24 protein-coding genes, 3 tRNA genes and 1 pseudogene are annotated in these 24,407 nt (G+C 69.2%); 19 read left to right on the top strand and 9 right to left on the bottom strand.

The annotated features are described in order from the left end of the window. Positions 1-31: 31 nt before the first annotated feature. The 14 genes and pseudogenes from eno (at position 32) to CJ022_RS00240 (ending at position 12,466) form a co-directional block, all read left to right on the top strand. Positions 32-1,318 (top strand): phosphopyruvate hydratase, encoded by a 1,287-nt coding sequence (gene eno, locus CJ022_RS00305; RefSeq protein WP_101924723.1) that lies wholly within the window; start codon positions 32-34, stop codon positions 1,316-1,318. A gap of 15 nt (positions 1,319-1,333) precedes the next feature. After that, entirely contained in the window at positions 1,334-1,675 is a 342-nt protein-coding gene (gene ftsB, locus CJ022_RS00300) for a cell division protein FtsB (RefSeq protein WP_101924722.1), read from the top strand. After that, a complete protein-coding gene (gene ispD / locus CJ022_RS00295) occupies positions 1,672-2,370 on the top strand; it encodes a 2-C-methyl-D-erythritol 4-phosphate cytidylyltransferase (RefSeq protein ID WP_101924721.1) in 699 nt (232 codons plus the stop codon). The genes ftsB and ispD overlap by 4 nt, the downstream gene beginning before the upstream one ends. 181 nt (positions 2,371-2,551) lie before the next feature. Next, entirely contained in the window at positions 2,552-3,043 is a 492-nt protein-coding gene (ispF, locus tag CJ022_RS00290; protein ID WP_101924751.1) for a 2-C-methyl-D-erythritol 2,4-cyclodiphosphate synthase, read from the top strand. Beyond that, the gene (gene truD, locus CJ022_RS00285) at positions 3,040-4,110 is read left to right on the top strand and encodes a tRNA pseudouridine(13) synthase TruD (RefSeq protein ID WP_101924720.1); all 1,071 of its coding nucleotides are present in this window, start codon (positions 3,040-3,042) and stop codon (positions 4,108-4,110) included. Before ispF ends, truD begins: the two co-directional genes overlap by 4 nt. Positions 4,111-4,178: 68 nt before the next feature. Continuing rightward, positions 4,179-4,421, top strand: a complete 243-nt coding sequence (locus CJ022_RS00280) for a hypothetical protein (RefSeq protein WP_101924719.1) — start codon at positions 4,179-4,181, stop codon at positions 4,419-4,421. A gap of 311 nt (positions 4,422-4,732) precedes the next feature. Next, on the top strand, positions 4,733-6,445 hold the full coding sequence (locus CJ022_RS00275) for a 3-hydroxybutyrate oligomer hydrolase family protein (RefSeq protein ID WP_101924718.1): 1,713 nt from the start codon (positions 4,733-4,735) through the stop codon (positions 6,443-6,445). A gap of 96 nt (positions 6,446-6,541) precedes the next feature. Further along, positions 6,542-7,201, top strand: a complete 660-nt coding sequence (gene lexA, locus CJ022_RS00270; protein WP_101924717.1) for a transcriptional repressor LexA — start codon at positions 6,542-6,544, stop codon at positions 7,199-7,201. A gap of 181 nt (positions 7,202-7,382) precedes the next feature. After that, a pseudogene (gene recA / locus CJ022_RS00265) lies at positions 7,383-8,388 on the top strand (recombinase RecA). 25 nt (positions 8,389-8,413) lie between these two features. Continuing rightward, on the top strand, positions 8,414-8,938 hold the full coding sequence (locus CJ022_RS00260; RefSeq protein ID WP_233198536.1) for a regulatory protein RecX: 525 nt from the start codon (positions 8,414-8,416) through the stop codon (positions 8,936-8,938). A gap of 176 nt (positions 8,939-9,114) precedes the next feature. Then, complete coding sequence (alaS, locus tag CJ022_RS00255) at positions 9,115-11,763, top strand: alanine--tRNA ligase (protein ID WP_101924715.1); 2,649 nt, start codon at positions 9,115-9,117, stop codon at positions 11,761-11,763. A gap of 148 nt (positions 11,764-11,911) precedes the next feature. After that, entirely contained in the window at positions 11,912-12,145 is a 234-nt protein-coding gene (gene csrA, locus CJ022_RS00250) for a carbon storage regulator CsrA (protein ID WP_101924714.1), read from the top strand. 51 nt (positions 12,146-12,196) lie between these two features. After that, positions 12,197-12,289 (top strand) — tRNA-Ser (locus CJ022_RS00245). A gap of 100 nt (positions 12,290-12,389) precedes the next feature. Further along, positions 12,390-12,466, top strand: a tRNA-Arg gene (locus CJ022_RS00240). A gap of 184 nt (positions 12,467-12,650) precedes the next feature. On the opposite strand, the gene CJ022_RS00235 is transcribed toward CJ022_RS00240, so the two are convergent. The 7 genes from CJ022_RS00235 to CJ022_RS00205 form a co-directional block, all read right to left on the bottom strand. Beyond that, entirely contained in the window at positions 12,651-13,940 is a 1,290-nt protein-coding gene (locus CJ022_RS00235) for a nucleotide sugar dehydrogenase (RefSeq protein ID WP_101924713.1), read from the bottom strand. Next, a complete protein-coding gene (locus CJ022_RS00230) occupies positions 13,937-14,824 on the bottom strand; it encodes an alpha/beta hydrolase family protein (RefSeq protein WP_101924712.1) in 888 nt (295 codons plus the stop codon). The genes CJ022_RS00235 and CJ022_RS00230 overlap by 4 nt, the downstream gene beginning before the upstream one ends. Beyond that, the gene (gene thiD, locus CJ022_RS00225; RefSeq protein ID WP_101924711.1) at positions 14,824-15,642 is read right to left on the bottom strand and encodes a bifunctional hydroxymethylpyrimidine kinase/phosphomethylpyrimidine kinase; all 819 of its coding nucleotides are present in this window, start codon (positions 15,640-15,642) and stop codon (positions 14,824-14,826) included. The genes CJ022_RS00230 and thiD overlap by 1 nt, the downstream gene beginning before the upstream one ends. A 46-nt stretch (positions 15,643-15,688) precedes the next feature. After that, positions 15,689-16,372, bottom strand: coding sequence for a YoaK family protein (locus tag CJ022_RS00220; protein WP_101924710.1), 684 nt, complete (start codon positions 16,370-16,372; stop codon positions 15,689-15,691). 5 nt (positions 16,373-16,377) lie between these two features. Continuing rightward, positions 16,378-17,778: a PhoH family protein gene (locus tag CJ022_RS00215; protein ID WP_101924750.1), complete on the bottom strand. Its 1,401-nt coding sequence runs from the start codon at positions 17,776-17,778 to the stop codon at positions 16,378-16,380. A gap of 193 nt (positions 17,779-17,971) precedes the next feature. After that, positions 17,972-18,448: a peroxiredoxin gene (locus tag CJ022_RS00210; protein ID WP_101924709.1), complete on the bottom strand. Its 477-nt coding sequence runs from the start codon at positions 18,446-18,448 to the stop codon at positions 17,972-17,974. An 85-nt stretch (positions 18,449-18,533) separates the two neighbouring features. Then, positions 18,534-19,106 (bottom strand): glycine cleavage system protein R, encoded by a 573-nt coding sequence (locus tag CJ022_RS00205; RefSeq protein ID WP_458351487.1) that lies wholly within the window; start codon positions 19,104-19,106, stop codon positions 18,534-18,536. Between the two features lie 219 nt (positions 19,107-19,325). On the opposite strand from CJ022_RS00205, the gene dapA reads away from it, so the two are divergent. Both dapA and CJ022_RS00195 read left to right on the top strand, forming a co-directional pair. Next, positions 19,326-20,231, top strand: a complete 906-nt coding sequence (dapA, locus tag CJ022_RS00200; protein ID WP_101924707.1) for a 4-hydroxy-tetrahydrodipicolinate synthase — start codon at positions 19,326-19,328, stop codon at positions 20,229-20,231. A 22-nt stretch (positions 20,232-20,253) separates the two neighbouring features. After that, on the top strand, positions 20,254-20,769 hold the full coding sequence (locus tag CJ022_RS00195; protein ID WP_101924706.1) for a hypothetical protein: 516 nt from the start codon (positions 20,254-20,256) through the stop codon (positions 20,767-20,769). 75 nt (positions 20,770-20,844) lie between these two features. Here CJ022_RS00195 and fdxA read toward each other — a convergent pair whose 3' ends face one another. Further along, positions 20,845-21,168 carry a ferredoxin FdxA gene (gene fdxA, locus CJ022_RS00190; RefSeq protein WP_101924705.1) on the bottom strand — a complete coding sequence of 108 codons (324 nt, stop codon included), beginning with the start codon at positions 21,166-21,168 and terminating at the stop codon, positions 20,845-20,847. 285 nt (positions 21,169-21,453) lie between these two features. Continuing rightward, a tRNA-Glu gene (locus CJ022_RS00185) sits at positions 21,454-21,529 on the bottom strand. A 129-nt stretch (positions 21,530-21,658) separates the two neighbouring features. On the opposite strand from CJ022_RS00185, the gene pcnB reads away from it, so the two are divergent. From pcnB to panB, 3 genes are read left to right on the top strand one after another with little or no spacing between them, the layout of a single operon-like run. Then, a complete protein-coding gene (gene pcnB / locus CJ022_RS00180) occupies positions 21,659-22,984 on the top strand; it encodes a polynucleotide adenylyltransferase PcnB (protein ID WP_101924704.1) in 1,326 nt (441 codons plus the stop codon). A 28-nt stretch (positions 22,985-23,012) separates the two neighbouring features. Continuing rightward, positions 23,013-23,504 carry a 2-amino-4-hydroxy-6-hydroxymethyldihydropteridine diphosphokinase gene (gene folK / locus CJ022_RS00175; RefSeq protein ID WP_101924749.1) on the top strand — a complete coding sequence of 164 codons (492 nt, stop codon included), beginning with the start codon at positions 23,013-23,015 and terminating at the stop codon, positions 23,502-23,504. A gap of 58 nt (positions 23,505-23,562) precedes the next feature. After that, positions 23,563-24,381: a 3-methyl-2-oxobutanoate hydroxymethyltransferase gene (gene panB / locus CJ022_RS00170; protein WP_101924703.1), complete on the top strand. Its 819-nt coding sequence runs from the start codon at positions 23,563-23,565 to the stop codon at positions 24,379-24,381. Positions 24,382-24,407: the final 26 nt, after the last annotated feature.

The following is a 24,407-nucleotide window of genomic DNA, read 5'->3' as shown; positions in this document are numbered from 1 at the left end:
TCCCCTCTTCCTTCGCAACCAGCAGGACACGATGACCACGATCACAGCCATCCACGCCCGCGAGATCCTCGATTCCCGCGGCAATCCGACCCTCGAAGCCGAGGTCACGCTCGACGACGGCAGCTTCGGCCGCGCGATGGTGCCGTCGGGCGCCTCGACCGGTGCCAAGGAGGCCGTGGAGCTGCGTGACGGCGACAAGACGCGCTACCTCGGCAAGGGCGTGCGCAATGCCGTCGCCAACGTCAACGGTGCGATCGCCGACACGCTGAAGGGGTTCGATGCCGCCGACCAGGCCGGCCTCGACAAGCGCCTGATCGATCTCGACGGCACGGAGAACAAGGGCCGGCTGGGCGCCAACGCGCTGCTGGCCGTGTCGATGGCGAACGCGCACGCGCTGGCCGCGTCGAAGAAGATCCCGCTGTGGAAACTGCTGGCCGGTGATCGTGCGCCGGTGCTGCCGGTGCCGATGATGAACATCATCAACGGCGGCGCGCACGCCGACAACAACGTCGACTTCCAGGAATTCATGGTCCTGCCGGTCGGGTTCACCAGTTTCTCCGAGTCGCTGCGCGCGGGCACCGAGATCTTCCATGCGCTCAAATCCGTCCTCAAGGGCCACGGCCTGAGCACGGCGGTCGGCGACGAGGGCGGGTTCGCCCCGGATTTCCGCAGCAACGTCGAGGCGCTCGACACCATCCTCGAGGCGATCGGCAAGGCCGGCTACGCCGCGGGCGAGGACGTGCTGCTGGGCCTTGACGTCGCGTCGAGCGAGTTCCACGACAACGGCAAGTACCACCTCGTCGGCGAAGGCAAGCGCCTGAGCAGCGAGCAGTTCGTCGACTTCCTCGCCGACTGGGCCGCGCAGTATCCGATCGTCACGATCGAGGACGGCATGGCCGAGGACGACTGGACCGGCTGGAAGCAGCTGACCGACCGCATCGGCGACAAGGTGCAGCTGGTCGGCGACGATCTGTTCGTCACCAATCCGAAGATCTTCAAGGAAGGCATCGACTCGAAGACCGCGAACGCGATCCTGATCAAGGTCAACCAGATCGGCACGCTGACCGAGACGCTCGAGGCCATCGCGATGGCGGATGCGGCGAACTACGCGTCGATCGTCTCGCACCGCTCTGGCGAGACCGAGGACACGACGATCGCCGACATCGCGGTCGCCACGACGGCCACGCAGATCAAGACCGGCTCGCTGTGCCGCAGTGATCGCGTCGCCAAGTACAACCAGCTGCTGCGCATCGAAGAGGCCCTGGGCGCGAAGGCGCGCTACGCCGGTCGCGATGCGTTCGTGTCGCTGAAGCGCTGACGGCACGACCTTCCCGTGCGCGGTCTCGCCATCGTGCTGCTGGTGCTGGTCACGCTGCTCGCGTGGCTGCAGTACCGCCTCTGGTTCGGGGCGGGCGGCACGGAACAGGTCGATGCCCTGCGCGATCGCGTGGAACTGCAGGCCCGTCAGAACGAGGGCCTGCAGCAGCGCAATGCGGCGCTGGCCGCGGAAGTCGCCGACCTGAAATCCGGTGAGGCGGCGATCGAGGAACGCGCCCGCGGCGAGCTGGGCATGATCCGTCCGGGCGAGGTGTTCTACCGGGTGGTCGACGATGCCGGCGTGCCGGCTGCGCCGGCGCCGGTCGACGAGACGGCCATCGGATCCGACGCCCCATGACCTGGGTGATCGTGCCCGCGGCGGGGCGCGGCACGCGCTTCGGTGGCGGGATTCCCAAGCAGCACCTGCCGGTTGACGGCCGTTCGCTGCTGACGCACACGCTGGCGGCGCTCGCCGCGCATACTGGGGTGACCGGCCTGCTGATCGTGCTGGGCGCGGACGATCCGTCGCTGCAGACGGTGGACCGTCACCCGCCGATGTTGGCCGGTCGGCCGGTACGCCTGGCGGCCGGCGGCGAAACGCGGGCCGATTCGGTGCTCGCCGGACTGGCGGCGCTGCCCGACGACGTCCGCGCCGACGACTTCGTCCTCGTCCACGATGCGGCGCGCCCCAATATCGCCGTCACCGACCTCGATGCGCTGCTCGAACGTGGCCGCATGGATCCGGTCGGTGCGATCCTCGCCGCCCCGGTTCGCGACACGCTCAAGCGCGCCGGCGATGATGGCGGCATCGATGGGACCGAGCCGCGCGAACGCCTGTGGCGCGCGCTGACGCCGCAGCTGTTCCGGCGCCTGCAACTGACGCGCGCGCTGGAATCGGCGCGGGATGCCGGCATCGCCGTCACCGACGAGGCGATGGCGATGGAGCGGCAGGGCGCGCGTCCGCTCCTGGTCGAAGGGCGCGAAGACAATTTCAAGATCACCACGCCGGCCGATCTCGCCCGGTTCGAGTTCATCCTGTCGCAGCGCGGCTAGCGTACGGATTCATCGCGATCGGCGCGGGTGATCGCCGCGGCGCTTCGGCGGCGTCGCTCTGGTCTGCGCGTGTCGTTGCATCGGTCCGCGGCCCGGACGCGCTCCGGCGTGTGCCCCGCCGCAAAACCATGGCAAGCTGCGGACCCCTTTTCCCGGGGCGTGTCCGGCGCCCATGACGCCCATGTCTGCCATTCCCAGTTTCCGTATCGGCCAGGGCTACGACGTCCATGCCTTCACCGATGGCGATCACATCGTCATCGGCGGCGTGCGCGTGCCGCACACGCGCGGCGTCCTGGCGCACAGCGACGGCGACGTCGTGCTGCATGCGCTGTGCGACGCGATCCTCGGCGCGCTCGCACTCGGCGATATCGGCGTGCACTTTCCGCCGTCCGATCCGCAATGGAAGGGTGCCGACAGCCGCGCCTTCCTGCGCCACTGCCACGCGCTGGCAGGCACGCACGGCTGGCGGCTCGGCAATGCCGACGTCACCGTGATCTGCGAGCGGCCCAAGATCGGTCCGCACGCGCGGGCGATGCGCGAGGCGATCGCGGCCGATCTCGACGTGCCGGTCGATCGCATCAGCGTCAAGGCGACGACCAGCGAGACGTTGGGCTTCACCGGGCGCGGCGAAGGCATCGCCGCGCAGGCGATCTGCCTGCTGGTCGCGGTGTGAGCGACGACGCGGTGCAACCGCGCGCGCACGGCGCGGGCGTGATGTCGGCCGTCATGCGGCGCACGGCGGCCGATTTCCGCGTCGACGAGATCGACGCGTTCGAGGCGTCCGGCACGGGCGAACATCTGCTGCTGACCATCGAGAAGCGCGGCATGAACACCGCCTTCGCGGCGCGACGCATCGCCGAATGGGCCGGCGTCGCGGAGGTCGCCATCGGCTATGCGGGTCTCAAGGACCGGCATGCGGTGACCCGGCAACGGATCAGCGTGCATCTGCCGGGGCGCGATGCGCCGCCGATCGATACGCTGGAAGACGCGGACCTGCGCGTGATCGCGCACACGCGGCACGCGAAGAAGCTGCCGCGCGGCGCACTCGCGGGGAACCGGTTCGAGCTGCGGCTGCGCGATGTCGATGGCGCGCGCGATGCGATCGACGCGCGGCTCGAGACGATCGCGCAGCACGGCGTGCCGAACTATTTCGGTGAGCAGCGCTTCGGCCGCGAAGCCGGCAATGTGGATGCGGCGCTGGCGATGTTCGCCGGCCGGCGCTTCGGGCGCGACCAGCGCACGCTGCTGCTGTCGGCCGCGCGCTCCGCCCTGTTCAACCAGGTGCTCGCGGCGCGCGTCACTGCAGGCAGCTGGAATCGCGCGCTCGAGGGCGACGTGTGGATGCTCGACGGCAGCCGCAGCGTCTTCGGGCCGGAGCCCGGCAGCGAGCCCTTGCATGCGCGGCTGGCAGCGTTCGACATCCATCCGACCGGCCCGTTGTGGGGGCGCGGCACGCTGCGCACGACGGCTGGCGTGCAGGCACTGGAGCTCGATGCGCTGTCGGATCCGCGCGCGCTCGCGCTGCGCGACGGTCTGGAACGCGCCGGGCTGAAGCAGGAGCGGCGCGCGACCCGGCTGCGGCCCCAGGCGCTTGCGTGGGACTGGTGCGACGACGGCCTCGCGCTGCGGTTCGACCTGCCGGCGGGCTGCTATGCCACCGTCGTACTCGCCGAACTCGGCGAGGTCCGCAATGGCGCCGCCGCCGGTCGGCCCGCGCCCGGAATGCCGACGGACGGCTGATCCGCGCCGTGACAACGGTGTAGAAGCGCAGGGGAGGGGATCGCCGATGCCCCCACTGCGAGGTCGCCATGAAGACGCTTCTTCTGATCGCCGTGTCGACGGCGCTCGCCGCCGGTCTCGGCGGCTGCGCCAGCACCTCGACGCCGGTTTCCGTGACGCCGGAGGCCAGACCGCAACCGAACGGGTCCTCCTGGGCGCGCGACGAATCCCGCATCGCCCGCATCGAAGAGCAGGCCCGACGCCGTGGCGTCGCCGTGCAATGGGTCAACCTGCCGATGAAGCGGAAGGCCTCGGCACTGCGCGAGCAGTAACGCCAGCGCGCCATGCGGCAGGCGCGGCGGATGCTGGTTCGGTCTTGAAGCAATGCGGAGCGACGCCGGCATAACGTCGTGGGCCGGATCTGCATCGACACGTCTCCGGCCCGCGACACGCGTTGTATCGAGTCCGTGCGGGCGTTGCAATAACGCAGCCGCGCTGCAGATGCGGATGAAGCGCGCGGGTGCCAGCGACCTATGGATGCCTGGCGAAGCGCCTGCGGTCGCCAGGCGTCGTTGCGGCACACCGTAAGCTGCGGGTCTAGCGCGAATGTCTCGTCCGCGCGCCCTGATTCGAGCTGCCGGCCATGTTCACCCGATTTCGCGTCACCACGCATCGCGGCGACGACGATCTGCTGACCGGTGGCCTCGGCGCGGCGGGTGTGGTCTCGACCGTACCACCTGCATTCGCGGATCGTGACGCGCCGACCGCACCCGAGGTCCGGCGGCGCGCGTTGTGGTCGAACTGGCGCGGCATCGCGGATCTGTCGCCTGGCAGCGGTTACGGCCGCGTCTACGGCAGCCTCACGCCGGTGGCGGGGCGCGAGTACCACGCGTTCGCGACCGTGCCGGGTGCGCGGCATCCCCATCGGGTCATGACCCAGGTGCCGGATCACTTCGACCGGCGCCGCCGCTGTCTGGTCGTGTCCGCGTCGTCCGGCTCGCGTGGCGTCTATGGCGCGATCGCCGTGGCCGGCGCATGGGGGCTGCCCCGCGGCTGTGCCGTCGCCTACACCGACAAGGGCGCGGGCACCGACTACTACGATCTCGATGCAGGACGCGGTGTGGCGGCGGACGGCACGGTCGCCGCCGATCGGCGCGCGACGACGTTCGCCGTGGCGGCGTCCGGCGCATCCGGCGTCGCGTTCCCGCACGCGCATTCGGGCGACAACCCGGAAGCCGATTGGGGCCGCCATGTGCGCCAGGCGGCCGAGTTCGGTCTGCAGGCGCTCGCCGACGCCTGTCCGGACGCGGCGCCTTTCACCTTCGACAACACCTGCGTCATCGCCGTGGGCCTGTCGAACGGCGGCGGCGCGGTGCTGCGTGCGGCGGAGGAGGGCGATTGGCTCGATGCCGTCGTGGCCGCGGCGCCCAACGTCTGCGTCGCGGCCCCCGGGGCGCGCTCGCTCTTCGATTACGCGACCGAAGCGGCGCTGTGGATGCCGGCCGCATTTCCGCACCTGCGCGATGCCCCGCATCCCCTTCCCGCGGCGCAGGGCGTGCACCGGGGCGCATCGCTGCACGCGAGCGGCGTGGTCGATGGTGTCGGAACCGCAGCGCAGGCACGTGTTGCGTACGACCAGCTCCGGGCCGCGGGGTGGGAGGCCCCGGCCGTGCAGGCCGGCGCGCTGTCGGTGCGCTTCGGCCTGTGGCGTGCAGTGGCCGCTGCCTATGCGTCCGCCTACGGGCGCTTCGCGGTCGACGCCCACCCTTGCGGATTCCGCTATGCGGCCCTGGACGCCGACGGCGCCGCGCGGCCCGCGACGGCGACGGAACGCGCCAGCTGGTGGAGCGACGCCGGTGGCATTCCACCTGGAGCGGGGATCGGCCTGATCGAGAGCCCGTCCGGCGACACGGACGCAGCATTTGCCGGCCTGCTTTGCCTGCGCGGCCTGCAGACGGGGGGCGATGCGGCCGCCCAGCGGGTGCAGCAGGGCGTCGCCGGCACGCGGGCGGGTGCGCCACGCGCCGGTCTGCCGATCGTCATCGTCCATGGCGACGACGACGGCTTGATCCCACCCGCGTTCAGCAGCGCGCCCTATGTCGCGCAGGCGCGGGCGGCGGGCGGCGAGGTCGCGTACTGGCGGATCGCCCGGGTGCAGCATTTCGACAGCTTCTTGGCGCTGCCGGAATGCGGCGTCCGCTACCGGCCGTTGCTGCCGTACATCTATGCCGCGCTGGATCGGATCGACGCCGCGCTGAACGGGCAGGCCGCAGGTCCGCGCGATGCATCGATCGCGCCCGCGCGCGCGAGCGGGCTGCCCCTGACCCTCACCGATCTGGCGATTCCGGCAGTCTGACGCCGAAGACGGCGTGCGCTGGACTGCGCTCGGCCAGACCGGACAGGTCCATAGACGGGCTTGCGGCGGGCTCCGTTAGTAGTAATACTACTAACTATGGACCTGACCCAGACCCAGCACGCGATCCTCGCCCTGATCGCCGAGCGCATCGAATCGGAAGGCATGCCGCCGTCGCAGGCGGAGATCGCGCGCGCATTCGGCTTCAGTGGCGTGCGCGCGGCCCAATACCATCTCGACGCGCTGGAAGCGGCCGGCGCGATCGAACGTGTGCCCGGACGTGCGCGCGGGATCCGGGTTCGAGTGGCCGTGCCGGCATCGCAGCAGGTGCTGCCCCTTTCGGCGACATCCGACGACAGCGCCCTGCGCCTGCCGGTGCTCGGGCAGGTCGCGGCCGGCCTGCCGATCGGCGCCGACGCGCCACTGGATCTGTCGGCGGTCGACGATTACGTCGTGCTCGATCGGGTCTTCTTCTCACCGTCGCCGGATTACCTGCTCAAGGTGCAGGGCGATTCGATGCGCGACGAGGGCATCTTCGAAGGCGACCTCATCGGCGTGCATCGCACCCGGGACGCGCGTTCGGGCCAGATCGTCGTCGCCCGCATCGACGACGCGATCACCGTCAAGCTGCTGAAGATCGGCAAGGACCGCATCCGGCTGTTGCCGCGCAACCCCGACTACGCCCCGATCGAAGTGCTGCCCGACCAGGATTTCGCGATCGAGGGGCTCTATTGCGGCCTCGTCAGGCCGAACCGCTGATGCGGCGCGGCGGCCGGCATCTGCACGGTGTTTCCCGACGTATCGCTGCGTGGTCCGCTCCTGATCCGCGGCGGCCCGCACAATTAGTTTCGATTCCACGCGAGCGTGTCGCAGCCTGTGCGATCCGCGGCTGCGAGGATGCTCCCACCTACCCGGAACACGAATGACAAGGACCACGACGATGGACGAGAACAAGAAGCGCGCGCTTTCCGCTGCACTGAGCCAGATCGAGAAGCAGTACGGCAAGGGCGCGGTGATCCGCATGGGCGACCGTGTCTCGGAAGTGGTCCCGGTGATTCCGACGGGCTCGCTGCAGCTCGATCTGGCGCTGGGCATCGGCGGCCTGCCGCGCGGCCGCGTCATCGAAGTCTATGGTCCGGAATCCTCGGGCAAGACCACGCTGACCCTGCAGACGATCGCGCAGTGCCAGAAGGCCGGTGGCACGGCGGCGTTCATCGACGCCGAGCATGCGCTCGACCCGACCTACGCGCAGAAGCTCGGCGTCAACGTCGAAGACCTGCTGGTGTCGCAGCCCGATACCGGCGAGCAGGCGCTCGAGATCGCCGACATGCTGGTGCGTTCGAACTCGGTCGACATGGTCGTCATCGACTCGGTCGCCGCACTGACGCCGCGCGCCGAAATCGAGGGCGAGATGGGCGACCAGTTGCCCGGCCTGCAGGCCCGCCTCATGAGCCAGGCCCTGCGCAAGCTGACCGGCAACATCAAGCGCAGCAACTGCATGGTGTTCTTCATCAACCAGCTGCGGCACAAGATCGGCATCATGATGCCGGGCCAGAGCCCCGAGACCACGACCGGCGGCAACGCGCTGAAGTTCTACGCCTCGGTCCGCCTCGACATCCGCCGCATCGGCGCGATCAAGAAGGGCGACGAGATCATCGGCAACCAGACCCGCATCAAGGTCGTCAAGAACCGAGATCCTCTACGGCGAAGGCATCAGCCGCGAAGGCGAGCTGATCGACATGGGCGTCGAGGCCAAGCTGGTCGACAAGGCGGGCGCCTGGTACAGCTACGGCGACGAGCGCATCGGCCAGGGCAAGGAGAACGCCCGCCAGTACCTGAAGGAAAACCCCGAGGCCGCCGCGCGTCTGGAGGCCGCGATCCGTGAGCGCCTGCTGCCGGCACCGGTCGCCGTCGCCGACGTGGCCGAGGCGGACGACGCCGACTGAGGCGATGACGGAACCGGATGATCCGATGGGCAGTGCGCCGGCGTTGGACGAGCATTCGTCCGCCGCCGGGGCGCGTCGTCGGCGGCGTCCCGAGGCGACACCGGCGCAGCGCGCACTGGCACTGCTGGTCCGGCGGGAGCATTCCCGGCTCGAACTGGAGCGGAAGCTCCTGGTCCGTGGCATCAGCGCCGAAGATGCGACGCTGGCGGTCGAGCGGATGCAGGGCGAGGGCTGGCAGGACGACCTGCGTTTTGCGGTGAGTCTGGCCAGGATGCGGGCCAATACCGGCAACGGACCGGTCCGCATCGAAGCGGAGCTGTCGACGCACCGGCTCGACGATGCCGTGATCGCCGACGCCTTCCGGCAATTGCAGGAAGACGGGGAGGATGACTGGCTCGCGCGGGCCGGGGATCTGCTCGCGCGGCGTTTCGACGCCGTCGCGCTGCAGGCGGATATGGCGCTGCGGCGCAAGGCCAGCGACTTCCTGCTGCGCCGGGGATTCGCCGGCGACACCGTGCGGCAGGCGATCCGCCACTACTGCGGGCGTTAGTCCCCGCCCGGCGTCGCCGCATCGGCGGTCGGTCGGTCGGGCGGGCGTGTCCGGCCCGCAGACTGTGCCCGCGCCGGCCTGATACCCTTTGCGGACTGGGCGAATGCTTCGTGCCGATCCCGCAATGCGCGGATCATCGGATCGCGAAGCCTGCCCGTTCCGTCAACGCCAGGCCCATGACCACGTACAGCCCGACCAGTACCGCCCAGATCCGCAGCGACTTTCTCGCCTTTTTCCGCGACAAGGGCCACACCGTGGTGCCGTCGGCGCCGCTGGTGCCCGGCAACGACCCGACGTTGCTGTTCACGAACTCCGGCATGGTCCAGTTCAAGGACGTGTTCCTGGGCGCGGAAAAACGCAGTTACGTGCGCGCGACGGACGTGCAGCGCTGCCTGCGCGCGGGCGGCAAGCACAACGACCTCGACCAGGTCGGCTACACCGCGCGTCACCACACCTTCTTCGAGATGCTGGGCAACTGGTCGTTCGGCGACTACTTCAAGAAGGACGCGATCGCCTGGGCCTGGGAATTGCTGACCCAGGTGTGGAAACTGCCGCCCGAGCGCCTGCTGGTCACGGTCTACCAGACCGACGACGAGGCGTACGCGCTGTGGCGCGACATGGTCGGCGTGCCGGAGGATCGCATTGTCCGCATCGGCGACAACAAAGGCGCGCCGTACGCGTCGGACAACTTCTGGCAGATGGCCGATACCGGCCCCTGTGGCCCGTGCACCGAGATTTTCTACGACCACGGTCCCGCGCATTTCGGCGGCCCACCGGGCTCGCCGGACGAGGACGGCGACCGTTTCATCGAGATCTGGAACCTGGTCTTCATGCAGTTCGATAAGCAGCCCGACGGCACGCTGCTGCCGCTGCCGGCGCCGTGCGTCGATACCGGCATGGGACTCGAGCGTCTCGCGGCGATCCTGCAGGGCGTGCACAGCAACTACGAGATCGATCTGTTCCAGGCTTTGATCCGCAAGGCCGGCGAGCTGACCGGCACGCAGGACCTGGAGAACAAATCGCTGCGCGTGATCGCCGACCACATCCGTGCGTGCAGCTTCCTGATCGTCGATGGCGTGCTGCCGTCGAACGAAGGCCGAGGCTACGTGCTGCGCCGGATCATCCGCCGCGCCTTGCGCCATGGCTGGATGCTCGGCGTGCGCCAGCCGTTCTTCAGCGCCATGGTCGACACGCTCGATGGCGTGATGGGCGAGGCGTACCCGGAACTGCGCGAGAAGCGCGACCTGGTGGCGCGTGCGCTCAAAGCCGAGGAAGACCGCTTCGCCGAGACGCTTGATGCGGGCATGCGCATCTTCGACGACATCGCCGCGCGCAGCACCGGCACGATTCCGGGCAACGATGCGTTTCGTCTGTTCGATACCTACGGATTCCCGCTCGATCTGACCGCCGACATCGCTCGCGAACGCGGTCTCGACGTCGACATGGCCGGGTTCGATGTGGCCATGCAGCGCCAGCGCGAGACCGCGCGCGCCGCCGGACGTTTCGCCTCGTCCAGCAGCCTGCCGGCCGAGCTCGTGTCGCAGCTGCAGCCCACGACGTTCCTGGCGGAGGGTGCCGATGACCTCACGGTCGTCGCGTTGCTGCGCGATGGTCGGCCGGTCGACACGGTCGCGGCCGGCGACGCGGCCGTGGTGATCCTCGATCGCAGTCCGTTCTATGCGGAGTCCGGTGGCCAGGTCGGTGACACCGGCGTGCTGGAGAACGACGCCGCGCGCTTCGAGGTGTCCGACACCCAGAAATATGCCGGCCAGTTCCACGGACACATCGGCACGCTGACCGGCGGCACGCTGCGGCGCGGCGACCGGCTGCGCGGCGCGATCGACGACGCCCGCCGCGGCACGATCATGCTCAATCACAGTGCGACCCATCTGCTCCACGGCGCGCTGCGCGAACTGCTCGGCACGCATGTCGCGCAGAAGGGTTCGCTGGTCGCGCCCGAGCGCCTGCGTTTCGACTTTTCGCATTTCCAGCCGGTGGAGGCCGGTGAACTCGCCGAGATCGAACGCCGGGTCAATGTCGAGGTCCGCGCGAATCATCCGGTGTCGATCGTCGAGATGGACATGCAGGCCGCGATCGATGCGGGTGCGATGGCGCTGTTCGGCGAGAAGTACGGTGAGCGTGTGCGGGTGGTGACGATGGGCGAATCGGTCGAGCTCTGTGGTGGCACCCACGTCGACCGCACCGGGCGCATCGGTCTTTTCAAGCTGGTGTCGGAAGGTGGCGTGTCCGCCGGCGTGCGCCGCATCGAAGCGCTGACCGGTCAGGCCGCGCTCGATCATGTCCGCGCCGAGGAAGACCGGCTGCGCCAGGCCGCGGGCCTGCTCGGCGGTACGGCGGCCGATGTCGGCGACCGGGTGCGGGCGCTGCTCGATCGGCAGAAACAGCTGGAACGCGAGCTCGAGACCTTGAAAGCGAAGGCAGCCAGCGGTGCGACGTCGGATCTGGCGTCATCCGCGATCGACGTCGATGGCATCCAGGTGCTGGCGGCGCGCCTCGAAGGCCTCGATGCGAAGGCATTGCGCGACGCGGTCGACCGGTTGAAGCAGCAGCTCGGCGATATCGTGATCGTGCTGGCAGGCGTCAGTGGCGGCAAGGCCGCGCTGGTGGCCGGCGTCGGCGGCAGCGCCGCCGGGAGGATCAAGGCCGGCGAACTGCTGTCGCACATCGCCGGCCAGATCGGCGGCAAGGGTGGCGGTCGTCCGGACCTCGCGCAGGGCGGCGGCGATGACGGTCCTGCGCTGGCGGCTGCGCTCGCCGCGGTGCCGGCATGGGTGGCCGGGCGGACCGGGGTGAGCGCGCGCTAAATGCGGTTCGCCGGTTGTTGACCGGTCGTCCGGATCGCGACATCCTTCACGCTTCATTTTGGCCTGTAATCGGTTTCTACAGTCGAGGACGGTTCGGATTGCAGCCCATGCCGACAGGGATTTCCATGTCGGCCCCAGGAGATTTGTTATGTTGATTCTGACCCGTCGCGTCGGCGAGACGTTGATGATTGGCGACTCGGTCTCGGTGACCGTCCTCGGCGTCAAGGGCAACCAGGTACGCATCGGCATCACCGCGCCCAAGGACGTGGCGGTGCATCGCGAAGAAATCTATCAGCGCATCCATCGCGGCGAAGGCGTCGAAGCGCCGCTCGACGCGGATGACGCCGACGATGCGACGGAAGATTTGCCGCAGACGAGGTGAGCCGGTATCCTTCGCCCCGCGTCGGGTGCATTGCACACGACGCGTTGCTTCGGAGAGTTGCCCGAGTGGCTGAAGGGGCTCCCCTGCTAAGGGAGTATGGGGCTTAAAACTCCATCGAGGGTTCGAATCCCTCACTCTCCGCCACTGTTCTGATCCGACGTTTTTTTAGTTCGCGTCGAAAAATCATTGCAGTGGGCATTGACGGAATTGCGCACCACGTGCAAAATTCCGCTCCTGTTCCAGCGCGCCCGTAGCTCAGTTGGATAGAGCACCAGGCTACGAACTTGGGGGTCGGAGGTTCGAATCCTTCCGGGCGCACCACGGGACAGACCATGAAGAAGCCAGCGAGCGATCGCTGGCTTTTTTGTTGCCTGTCGTGCCGTCAGGCGTGCGGTCGCTCCGGTTCGACAACTTGCATCGCGCGGCTCGCGTCGCACGCACGTGGGCTGCGCGACGTGCTGCACACAGACGCGTCGATGCATCGGCGACGGCATCGCGCGATCGATCAGAGGCGCGCGTCGGCCTCGCCGGCGGGCAGCATCGCCTTGACGTCGAACAGCACGGCGCCCGGCTTGCCGAACGCGCGTAGGCCGCTGGCGCCGAGGGCCTGGAACTGCGCATGCGCGACCGCGAGTACCACGGCGTCGTACGCGCCGTGGGCGGGCTCGGCGACGATGTCGAGCGCGTATTCCGCCTGCGCATATGCGGGCGCGACCCACGGGTCGTGCACGTCGACCGTGACGTTGTAGCTGCGCAGTTCCCCGATGACGTCGATGACCCGGGTATTGCGCAGGTCCGGGCAGTTCTCCTTGAACGCCAGTCCCAGTACCAGCACGCGCGCGCCGGCGGTCTGGATGCCCCGCTGCTGCATCAGCTTGATGACGCGCTGCGCGACGTGCAGGCCCATGCTGTCATTGATCCGGCGACCCGCCAGGATCACTTCCGGGTGGTAGCCGATTTCCTGCGCCTTGTGCGTCAGGTAGTAGGGATCGACGCCGATGCAGTGACCGCCGACGAGTCCCGGCCGGAACGGCAGGAAGTTCCATTTCGTGCCGGCCGCTTCGAGCACTTCGTGCGTATCGATGCCGAGCCGGTCGAAGATCAGGGCGAGTTCGTTGACCAGGGCGATGTTGACGTCGCGCTGGGTGTTCTCGATGACCTTGGCCGCTTCGGCCACGCGGATGCTCGACACGCGATGCGTGCCCGCGTCGATGATGTCGCGGTACAGCGCATCGACGAAATCCGCGGCCTCGTCGCTGGAGCCCGCGGTGACCTTGAGCGTGTTCTCGAGCCGGTGCTGTTTGTCGCCTGGATTGATCCGCTCGGGGCTGTAGCCGACATGGAAATCGTGGCGATAACGCAGGCCGGACACCTGTTCGAGGATCGGCACGCAGACCTCTTCGGTCGCGCCGGGATAGACCGTGGATTCGTAGATCACGACATGGCCCGGCTGCAGCGCCGTGCCCACCGCGCGACTCGCCGCATCGAGCGCCGACAGGTCTGGCCGCTTGTAGGCATCGACCGGCGTCGGCACGGTGACGATGAAGACGTTGCAGGTCGCGAGCGCTGCCGCGTCGGCGCTGTAGGTCAGGCGATCGGCGGCGCGCAACTCGCCCGTCGACAGCTCGCGGGTGTGGTCGAGTCCGGCCTGCAGGCCTTCGACGCGCGCGGCATCGATATCGAACCCGAGCGTCGCGTGCCGGCGACCGAGCGCGACTGCGAGCGGCAGTCCGACATAGCCCAGTCCGATGACGGCGACGCGAATGTCGTCGCGTGCGGGCGGTGCTGCGCTCATCCGGGATGTCCTGCGTAAAACCGGCAGTGTAGCGGAGTCGCCCGGGCCCGCCGGCGTGCGCCGACCACCGCGTCGGGCTGGCGCATCCACGCGAAATGGTCGGCCGCCGCGCCCAGGGCGTCGTTGTCGAGATGGGCGATCGCGATGTCCGTGCTCGCCAGTTTGGATGTCAGGAACCGCAGCGAGGTCTCGGGCGCGAGCCAGTCCTGCGACAGCAGGACCGCACGCACCGGGACATCGACCGCGGCCAGTGCGGACTCCAGGTCCACGTCGAGTGCGGCTGCGCGATAGCGGCCCGACAGCCCGCTGCGCGACCAGTCGCCGATGACACCGCGCGCCTCGTTGCCGCCGAAACCGAGACGACGCCCCGGCAGCACGCCGTTGGTCCGTGCCAGCCATGCCATGAACCGGTAGGCGAGCGGCAGTCCCCAGCGCTGCGGCCCGGGAAACGCACGCCAGTGCGGCGCGCCGCTGGCGACCAGCCACAACGCGTCGAAGGCGTCCGGCTCCAGCGCGAGCCGGCAGCAGGCCAGCTGTCCGCCGAGGCTGTGGCCGCCGATACGGCGCGGCAGCTCGGGCACGCAGGCGCGCAGCGCGGCTGCGCTGCAGGCGACGTCCTCCTGCAGCAGGTGACGATACCCCCAGTCGGCGCGGCGTCCTGCGCGCAGCGAGCTCGAACCGATGCCGCGCCATTCGTGCAGGGCCACCGCGACGCCGCGTACGGCCAGCGCATCCGCGAACGGCAGGTAATGCCGGGCGGGCACGCCCATCGCCGGTAGCCACAGCAGGCTGGCGACCGGCGCGTCGGGTCGGCGGACGATCAGTTCGTAGCGATGGCCGTCGTGCGTCTGCAGCGCCTCGACCGAGCCGTCGACCTGCGGCATCACGGGAGGATCGGGCCGAGATGCCCCAGCACGCTGACCGCGCCGGTGCCCGGCCGGTAGGCATCGCGCATCGCCGCGTGCACGTACTCGATGCCGGCGCGACTGGCGTCGACGGCGGCATCGCCGAGCGCGAGGCGCGCCGCGATCGCCGAGGACAGCGTGCAGCCGGTGCCGTGGCCGTCGATGTCCAGGCGCGGCGCGCGATGTTCGAACGCGGCGTCGTCTTCGTGATAGCGGTCGACGACCGTGTCGCCTTCCTCCAGATGGCCGCCCTTGAGCAGCACGCCGCGCACGCCGAGGTTCCGCAGCGCACGCAAGGCCTCGCGCGCCTGGGATGCGTTGGCGATCCGGCGCCCGAGCAGCAGTTCGGCTTCGGGAATATTCGGCGTCAGCACCCATGCGCCCGGCAGCAGGCGACGACGCAAGGCGTCGAGCGCGTCGTTGTCGAGCAGCTTCGCTCCGGAGGTCGCGATCATCACCGGATCGAGCACCACCGGCACGCCCGGATGCGCTGCGAGCGCATCCGCCACTGCGTCGACGATCTCCGCCGTGGCGAGCATGCCGATCTTGATCGCGCGGATGTCGAAGTCGTCGAAGCAGGCGTCGATCTGTGCGCGCAGGAACGCGACCGGCGGCGCGTGCACCGCGGTCACGCCGCGGGTGTGCTGCGCGGTCAACGCGGCGATCGCCGAGACGCCGTGGACACGATGCGCGGCGAAGGTCTTCAGGTCGGCCTGGATGCCGGCGCCGCCGCCGGAATCGGAGCCGGCGATGGTCATCACCGTGCGCGGGCGTGCGGGACGTGGAAGCTCGTTCATACACGCATTGTGCAACAGCCGCGCGATGCGAATCCCGGGCGCGCGGTCAGCCGATGCCGGCGGGCGTACTGCGCAGGCGCCAGTGCCGATAGGCGGTGTACCCGGTGCCCGCGAGCCCGGTCAGGGCCGCCGGTACCAGCAGGGCGCGATAACCGAGGCCTGCGAACAGCCAGGCGCCCAGCACGCCACCGGCCAGGAAGCCGGTGATGATGATTGCGCTCAGCGTGAGCTGGCGCACCGGTAATGGCAGACCACGTAGCGCGTGGCCCAGGCCGATGCCGAGGTCGGTGAACATGCCGCTCAGATGCGTCGTGCGCACCAGCGCGCCGCTGTAGGTCGTCACCATCGCGTTCTGCAGCCCGCAGGCCATCGCGGCGAGCATCGCGCCCAGGATCTGCTGCTGCAGGAACAGCGGCACCGCCAGCGCCAGCAACGCCGCTTCGATCGACAGGGCGACGCCGTAGCGCCGTCCCAGCTGCAGGCTCCGGCCTTGGAGGATCAGTCCGCTGAGGGTCGCCCCGATGCAGAACGCGATGACCACGCCGCAGAGCTGGGTCATCGCGCGCCAGTCACCCTGGGCAAGGGCCGCGCCGAGCAGGCTGGTGGTGCCGGTCAGATGGCTGACCGCCTGGTGCTCGAAGCCGAGGTAGCCGATGACGTTGACCATGCCCGCCACGCAGGCGAGCAGGGTCGCACCGATCCACACCCATCGCGGCAGCGTGTGCGCCACCCGCGCTACAGCACTTCCGAGGCGAAATCCGCCAGCCGCGAACGTTCGCCGCGACGCAGCGTGATGTGCGCGCTGTGGGCCCAGTTCTTGAAGCGGTCCACCGCGTACGTCAGGCCAGAGGTGGTCTCGGTCAGGTAGGGCGTGTCGATCTGCTCCACGTTGCCGAGGCACACGATCTTGGTGCCCGGACCCGCGCGCGTGATCAGGGTCTTCATCTGCTTCGGCGTGAGGTTCTGCGCCTCGTCGAGAATCAGATAGCGCGACAGGAAGGTACGTCCGCGCATGAAGTTCATCGAGCGGATCTTGATCCGGCTCGCCAGCAGATCGTTGGTCGCCGCGCGGCCCCAGCTGCCGCCCTCCTGGTTGTGGGTCAGCACTTCGAGGTTGTCGGTCAGCGCGCCCATCCACGGCGTCATCTTTTCCTCTTCGGTGCCGGGCAGGAAGCCGATGTCCTCGCCGACGCTGACCGTCGCGCGGGTCATGATGATTTCGCGGTAGCGCTGCTGGTCCATGGTCTGGGCGAGGCCCGCCGCCAGCGCGAGCAGCGTCTTGCCGGTCCCAGCGGTGCCGAGCAGGGTGACGAAATCGATGTCCGGATCCATCAGCGCGTTGAGCGCGAAATTCTGCTCGCGGTTGCGCGCATTGATGCCCCACACCGCATGCTGCGTGTGGCGGAAGTCGTCGACGATCTGCAGCGTCGCGCGGCCCTCGTCGACGCGCGCGACCCGGAATTCGGATTCCTCGTCGCCGGGCAGGTAGAGGAACTGGTTGGGGTACCAGCCGTCGTCCTCGTCGGCGGCCAGTTCGTAAAACGTCCGCCCCTTGTCGGTCCACGACTTCAGGTCCTTTCCGTGGCGCGTCCAGAAGTCCTCCGGCACCGCGGTCGCGCCGGTGTAGAGCAGGCTGAAATCGTCGAGCGCGCGGTCGTTCTCGTAATCCTCGTTGGGGATGCCGGCGATCGCCGCCTTGATCCGCAGGTTGATGTCCTTGGAGACGAACACCACCGGGTAGTCGGGTTCGGTGCGCACCAGGTCGAGGATCGCGCCGAGGATGCGGTTGTCGGGCGCGGCCACGCCGAACGAGGTCGGGTCCTCGGCCGGCACCGTGGTCTGGAAGCGGAGCTTGCCGACGCTCTGCGCGCCGCGCAGCTGCAGACCCTGCGGGCGCAGCAGCGGCAGGCCCGAGGCGATCGCGTCGCTGCCGGACGCCTCGATCAGCTCGTTGAGGAAGCGGCTGACCTGTCGCGCGTTGCGACTGGCTTCGGTCGTGCCTTTCTTGCCGTTGTCGAGCTCTTCGATCACCTGCATCGGCAGGTAGACATCGTGCTCCTCGAACTTGAACAGCGCGGTCGGATCGTGCATCAGCACGTTGGTGTCGAGGACGTAGACGCGTTTGCCTTTGGTCATCATTGTGGTGTCGACAATCCCTGTTGGGTGGGGTGCGGGCACAGCGGGGACCCCGCGCCGTGCAGGCGCGACGCGGAGCGGGAACACGGGGAACCGGGTGGAGACCACGGCGTCGACGCACCGGTACGCGCGCGCGGCAGCGCCGCCGTGGCCCGGAGGCCGGGACGGCGGAACGTGCGGACGGGAGGAGCGATCACCTGGCCTGCGCAGCCTGCAACGCGTCGAGCACGGCCTGGGCATGGCCGGGGACCTTGACCTTGCGCCACTCGGCGACGATGGCGTCGTCGGGGTCGATCACGAAGGTGCTCCGCTCGACACCCATGACCTTGCGGCCATACATGTTCTTCTCGCGGATCACGTCGAATGCGCGACACAGCGCTTCGTCCGTGTCGCTGACCAGCGGAAAGGCGAAGCCCTGCTTGGCGCAGAAGTTGTCGTGCGATTTCACCGAGTCGCGCGAGACGCCGAAGACCTCGGCGCCCAGCGCCTGGAACCGCGGCAGCAACGCGTTGAAGTCCAGCCCTTCGGTCGTGCAGCCGGGCGTGGAATCCTTCGGGTAGAAGTACAGCACCCGCCAGCGGCCGGTGTGGGCGGCAAGGGTGGTGGTCGTGCCGCCGGACAGTGCCAGCGGGAGGTCGAGCGTGGATCGGTCGAGCTTGGCTGCGCTCATCGAACGACGGGGCATCCGGTGCAGGAGTGATTGCGCATCACAATGCGCCAAAGCGCTCGCGATCCGCAAGCGCCATCGTGCATCGTCAGAACTTCATCGGGTCCATGATCGCGTCGAGGTTCAGGTGATCGCAGAACTCGAGGAAATCATCGCGCAGCGCGGCGATGTGCATGTTCGCCGGAATGCCGATCGTGACCTGCGCCGAGAACATGTCGGCGCCCGTCTGCATGGCGCGGTAGCGCGACGAATGCAGGCTCTCGATGGTGATGCCCTGGCGGTCGAAGAAGTCGGCCAGCTGGAACAGGATGCCCGGCTTGTCGGCGGCCACGACTTCGACCACGTAGGGCAGCAGATTCGACTGCACGGGCTTGGGGCCGGTGCGGTACCAGACCAGCTTGAGGTCTTCCTCGCGTTCGAGCCGCGTCAGCATCGCTTCGAGCTTCGCCACCGCGTCCCACGGGCCGTTGGCCAGCGCGGTCACCGAGACATCGCGGCCGACGGTGGACAGCCGGGTGTCCACCAGGTTGCAGCCACTGTCCGCGATACGCCGCGACACCGACAGCAGCGGCGATGCCGGATGCGTGGTGTAGGCATTGATCAGCAGGTAGTTCTCGTTCGGCGAAGGCCGGGAAGCGGTGTCTGTATCGGAGTCGGTCAAGGGGGCGTCCGCGGCGGAAATCTGGTCGTCCACGTCGTGGTGACGGGAACTGGGTGAACGGCGACCCGGTCTCGGACCGGAAGCCGCGGTCAGCATACTTGCCCGCGCTTCGTGGCCGCAAGTAACATCGACGCGCATTTCCCGCAAAAAACCCGCTGTTCGCCCGTTCGTCCGCCCAGCGCGGTCGCGCCGGCGTGCCGCTCACCGGACCCCACGACCTTGCGATTGACCGGCAGCATCACCGCCCTCGCCACGCCCTTCACCGACACCGGCGCCGTGGATCACGCGGCGTGGAAACGCCTGGTGGACGCGCAGCTCGAGGCGGGCACGCAAGGGCTGGGGGTCGCCGGATCGACCGGGGAAGCGGCGACGCTGTCGGACGATGAATACGCCGAGATCCTCCGCGCGGCGGTGCGCATCGTCGCGGGTCGGGTGCCGGTACTGGCCGGCACCGGACTGTCGGGGACCGGCAAGACGATCGCGCAGACCCGCGCCGCGGCGGCGCTGGGCGCCGATGTGGCGCTGGTGGTGACGCCGCCGTACGTGCGACCTACGCAGACCGGACTGCTGGCGCACTACCGCGCGATCGCCGATGACGGCGCGTTGCCGGTGCTGCTCTACAACGTGCCGGGCCGCACCGGTTGTGACCTGCTGCCGGAGACCGTCGCGGCGCTGGCCGCGCATCCGCGCATCGTCGGCATCAAGGAAGCGCACAACGGCGAGGACCGGATGCAGGCCCTGCTGGTGCTGCGCGATGCCGGTTTCGCGGTGCTGAGCGGCGACGATCCGACCGCTGCGCGTGCGATGCTCGCGGGCGCCGACGGCGTGATCGCGGTGGTCTCGAACATGATTCCCGCGGCGTTCCGTCGTCTGTGCGATCTCGCGCGTGCCGGTCGCGCCGACGAGACGCTGGACTGGGACGCGCGGTTGCAGTCGCTCTACGCATTCGCCGGCATCGAATCCAATCCGATCCCGGTCAAGGCGGTGCTCGCGCGGCAGGGCTTCGGCCACGGCCTGCGGTTGCCGCTGACTTCCCTGGCCGACGCGCACCTCGCGCTGGCCGACGATGCGACGCAGGCGGCGGCGGACCTCGAACGGTCCTGTCGTGCGCTGCGCGCCGCCTGATTCCTGCAGGAGTACTCCACTGATGCGTTCATCGAATTCCCCCCTCCGTTACGTCGCCATCGCCTGTCTGGCCGTTGCGGTCGTGGGTGCCAGCGGCTGCCGCTGGTTCAAGAAAGAAAACGAGCTCTACGCACAGAGCCCCGAGACCCGTCCGCTGGAGGTCCCGCCGGATCTCGACCTGCCGCGCACCGAAGGCGGGATCGCGCTGCCGCCGACCGGCGGCTCGGTCACGCGCTCGACGACCGGGCCTGCGGTCGCGGGCACGGCCAACGGCTTTGCGGTGCAGGGCGAACGCGACGCGGTGTTCGCGCGTGTCGGCCAGGCGCTCGAAGCGACCGACGGCGTCACGGTCACCAGCCGCGCGCAGATCGTCGGCACCTACGACGTGCAGTACGCGGGCAGCCAGTTCCTGCTGCGCGTGACCCCGGCCCAGGACGGCGGCACGTTCGTGTCGGCGGTGGATCCGCGCGGCCAGGCGGCGACCGGCGACGCCCCGACGCGCCTGCTCGCCGCGGTGCAGGCGGCGCTCGCCGACTGACGTCGACACGCGACCGCTGGACACGGAAACGGGCGCCTCGGCGCCCGTTTTCATGTCTGCAACCGGTCGCGGCCGTCAGCGTTCGAGCAGCGGCAGCTTGTCCGGCTTGTTCTCCCACTCCTTTGCGTCGGCCAGCGCGTCCTTGCGGGTCGTGATGACCGGCCAGTCGCGCGACAGCTCGGCGTTCAACGCGACGAAGGCTTCCTGCCCGGCGGGCACGTCGTCTTCGGGATAGATCGCATTGATCGGACATTCGGGCTCGCACAGGGTGCAGTCGATGCACTCGTCGGGGTCGATGACCAGGAAGTTCGGGCCTTCATGGAAGCAGTCGACCGGGCAGACCTCGACACAGTCGGTGTACTTGCACTTGATGCAGTTTTCGGTAACGACAAAGGGCATGGAATCTTCGTACGGGCGAATGCTGGGCGCAGTTTAAGGCAGCGGCCCGCGCGGCGTGCGAAGTGTTCGCATTTGTGCCGCAGGCGTCGAAGCGGCGGGCGTCGAAAGAGGGCGGACGCAGGCGGGCATTGCGTGCATGCGCCCGTCGCGGACGGACGGTCTCGACGTGCGGCGGCCGGCAGCGCCGGAGTGCAGGGCCGTTTCGGCCCACGACGACCACGCTGGGATGCGGGCCCCCGAAACGCAACAGGCCCGCAGCTTGCGCGGCGGGCCTGTTGCCTGAAATGGTGCTCCCTACGGGATTCGAACCCGTGTTTTAGCCTTGAGAGGGCCACGTCCTAGGCCTCTAGACGAAGGGAGCGAGTGCGTTACCGCCGGAGCGGCACCGGCTGGACGACCGGCTGCAGGCATCGTCAGGTGCGTGCAGCTTGCTAGTATAGCAACGATACGAGCCCCGAAGCAGGGGCCGGACAGGAAATTTTTCCACTTGATGCCGAATCACATTCCGTCTCTTCCGGCCGCCGAGCTGCGGACCATTCCACGAGACCAGCACACGATCTCCCGCCGGCAGATCAGCCAGAACGCACTGCGCGTGCTCTACCGGCTGCACGAAGCCGGTCACCAGGGGTATCTGGTCGGCGGCGCCGTCCGCGACGTCCTGGTCGGGCTGGCCCCCAAGGATTTCGACATCGCGACCGATGCGACGCCCGAACAGGTCAAGGCGCTGTTCCGCAATTGCCGCCTGATCGGCCGCCGGTTCCGTCTGGCGCACGTCGTGTTCGGCCGGGAGATCATCGAGGTCGCGACCTTCCGCGCCAACGTCGACGACGGCAGCGGCGACCGCGAGCTGCACGAGGGCGGGCGCCTGCTGCGCGACAATGTCTACGGCACGGTCGAGGACGATGCGATCCGCCGCGACTTCACCGCCAACGCGTTGTATTACGGCATCGCCGATTTCTCGGTGCGCGATTACACCGGCGGCTTCGAGGATGTACAGAACCGGGTGCTGCGCCTGATCGGCGATCCCGACACGCGCTACCGCGAGGATCCGGTGCGGATGCTGCGCGCGGTGCGGCTGTCGGCCAAGCTCGGTTTCACGATCGATCCCGGCACTGCGGAGCCGATTCCCCGGCTCGCGTCGCTGCTCGGCGAGGCCGCGCCTGCGCGGCTGTTCGAGGAATGTCTGAAGCTGTTCCTGTCGGGCCATGCGGTCGCCAGCTTCGAGGCGCTGCAGCAGCACGGCCTGCTCGGCGCGCTGTTTCCCGAGTCCGCGGCCGCACTGGCGTCGAACCGCAGCGGCGCGCTGCGGGCGATGGTCGTCGCCGGCCTGCGCTCCACCGACGCACGCGTGCAGGCCGGCGATCCGGTCTCGCCCGCGTTCCTGTTCGCGACCCTGTTGTGGCCGGCCTACTGCCGCACGCTGATGAAGCTGCAGGCCGAGGGCGTGCAACTGGTCGACGCGCAGCGCCGCGCCGCGGACCGGGTCACGGTGCACCAGCTGTCGACGATCGCGCTGCCGCGTCGCTTCTCGCTGCCGATGCAGGAGATCTGGCTGCTGCAGGCGCGCTTCCCGCAGCGCCAGCGCAAGCGCGTGACGCGCACGCTGTCGCATCCGCGTTTCCGCGCCGCGTTCGATTTTCTCGTGCTGCGCGAGGCCGCATCCGACGAGCATGCGGCCGACGTCGCGTTCTGGACCGAGGCGCAGGACGATCCGGACCACGCGATCGCGCTGTTTCCGGCCGACGACGAGGCCGGCGAAGGCGATGGCGAGGCGCCCCGACGTCGGCGTCGTCGCCGACGTCCCGCCGGCGGCTGAGCGACGGGCCACGATGGAAGCCGCACGCGTGCAGCGCGTGTTCGTCGGTCTGGGCGGCAATGTCGGCGATGCCGTCGCGACGCTGCGCGCCGCGGCCGGTGCACTGGCCGGGTTGCCGGACGCGCGCGACTTCGTCCTGTCGCCGCTGTACCGCACACCGGCCTGGGGCCGGGTCGACCAGCCCGACTTCGTCAATGCGGTCGCGGCATTCGACACCACGCTCGCGCCACGCGACCTGCTCCATGCGCTGCTGGCGATCGAGCTGCAATTCGGCCGCGTCCGCGACGCGTCCTGCGACGACCGCTGGGGGCCGCGCACGCTGGATCTGGACCTGCTGCTGTACGGCGCGCAGGTCGTTGCATTACCGGGACTGACCGTGCCGCATCCGCACCTGCACCAGCGCGCATTCGCGCTCGTGCCGCTGCTGGACATCGCGCCGGACATCGTGATTCCCGGCATCGGGCCCGCATCCACTGCGCTGGCCGGCCTGGCGCCTGCGGCGATCGAACCGGTGCGATGACGGTCACGGCCCGCGGCGGACGCTGCCGGGCACGCGCGCGTGATGCGACACTAGGCACATGAGCATGCCTTCCAATGACGCGCCGGTCACCGTACCCGCGCTGTTCGCCGCCCGCGACGCCGGGCGCAAGCTGACGATGCTGACCGCCTACGACGCGGGCTTCGCGCGGGTCAGCGACATCGCCGGCATCGACCTGCTGCTGGTCGGCGACTCGCTCGGCATGGTGGTGCAGGGGCATGGCTCGACGTTGCCGGTCACGGTCGACGACATCGCCTACCACACGGCCTGCGTGGCACGCGCCACGCGCCGCGCGCTGGTCGTCGCGGACCTGCCGTTCCAGTCGGACGCGACGCCGGAACTCGCGCTCGCGGCGTCGACGCGTCTGCTGCAGGCCGGTGCCGGCATGGTCAAGCTGGAAGGCGCGGGCCCGCACAAGCTCGACGTGATCCGGTTCCTGGTCGCGCGCGAGATTCCCGTCTGCGCGCACCTCGGGCTGACGCCGCAATCGGTGCTGCGCTTCGGCGGCTTCAAGGTGCAGGGCCGCGGTGACGCCGCCGCGCGGGCACTGCGCGAAGAAGCGCAGGCCGTCGCCGACGCGGGTGTCGCGCTGCTGGTGCTCGAAGGTGTGCCGGCGGCGCTCGCCAGCGCGATCACCGCAGCTTCGCCGGTGCCGACGATCGGTATCGGCGCCGGGCTGGGCTGCGATGGCCAGGTGCTGGTGCTGCACGATCTGCTCGGTCTCGACAGCGGACATCGCCGGCCGAAGTTCGTCCGCGATTTTCTCGCCACCGGCGGGTCGGTGGATGGCGCGGTGCGCGCCTACATCGATGCGGTGCGCGATGGCACGTTCCCGTCCGAGCAGCATTCCTACAGCTGAGCGCCGCGCCGGCGTCTCCGTCTCTC

The sequence above is a fragment of the Luteimonas rhizosphaerae genome (assembly GCF_002849595.1).
Classification (GTDB): Bacteria; Pseudomonadota; Gammaproteobacteria; order Xanthomonadales; family Xanthomonadaceae; genus Luteimonas; species Luteimonas cellulosilyticus.
This window is presented reverse-complemented; position numbering and strand designations above follow the sequence as displayed.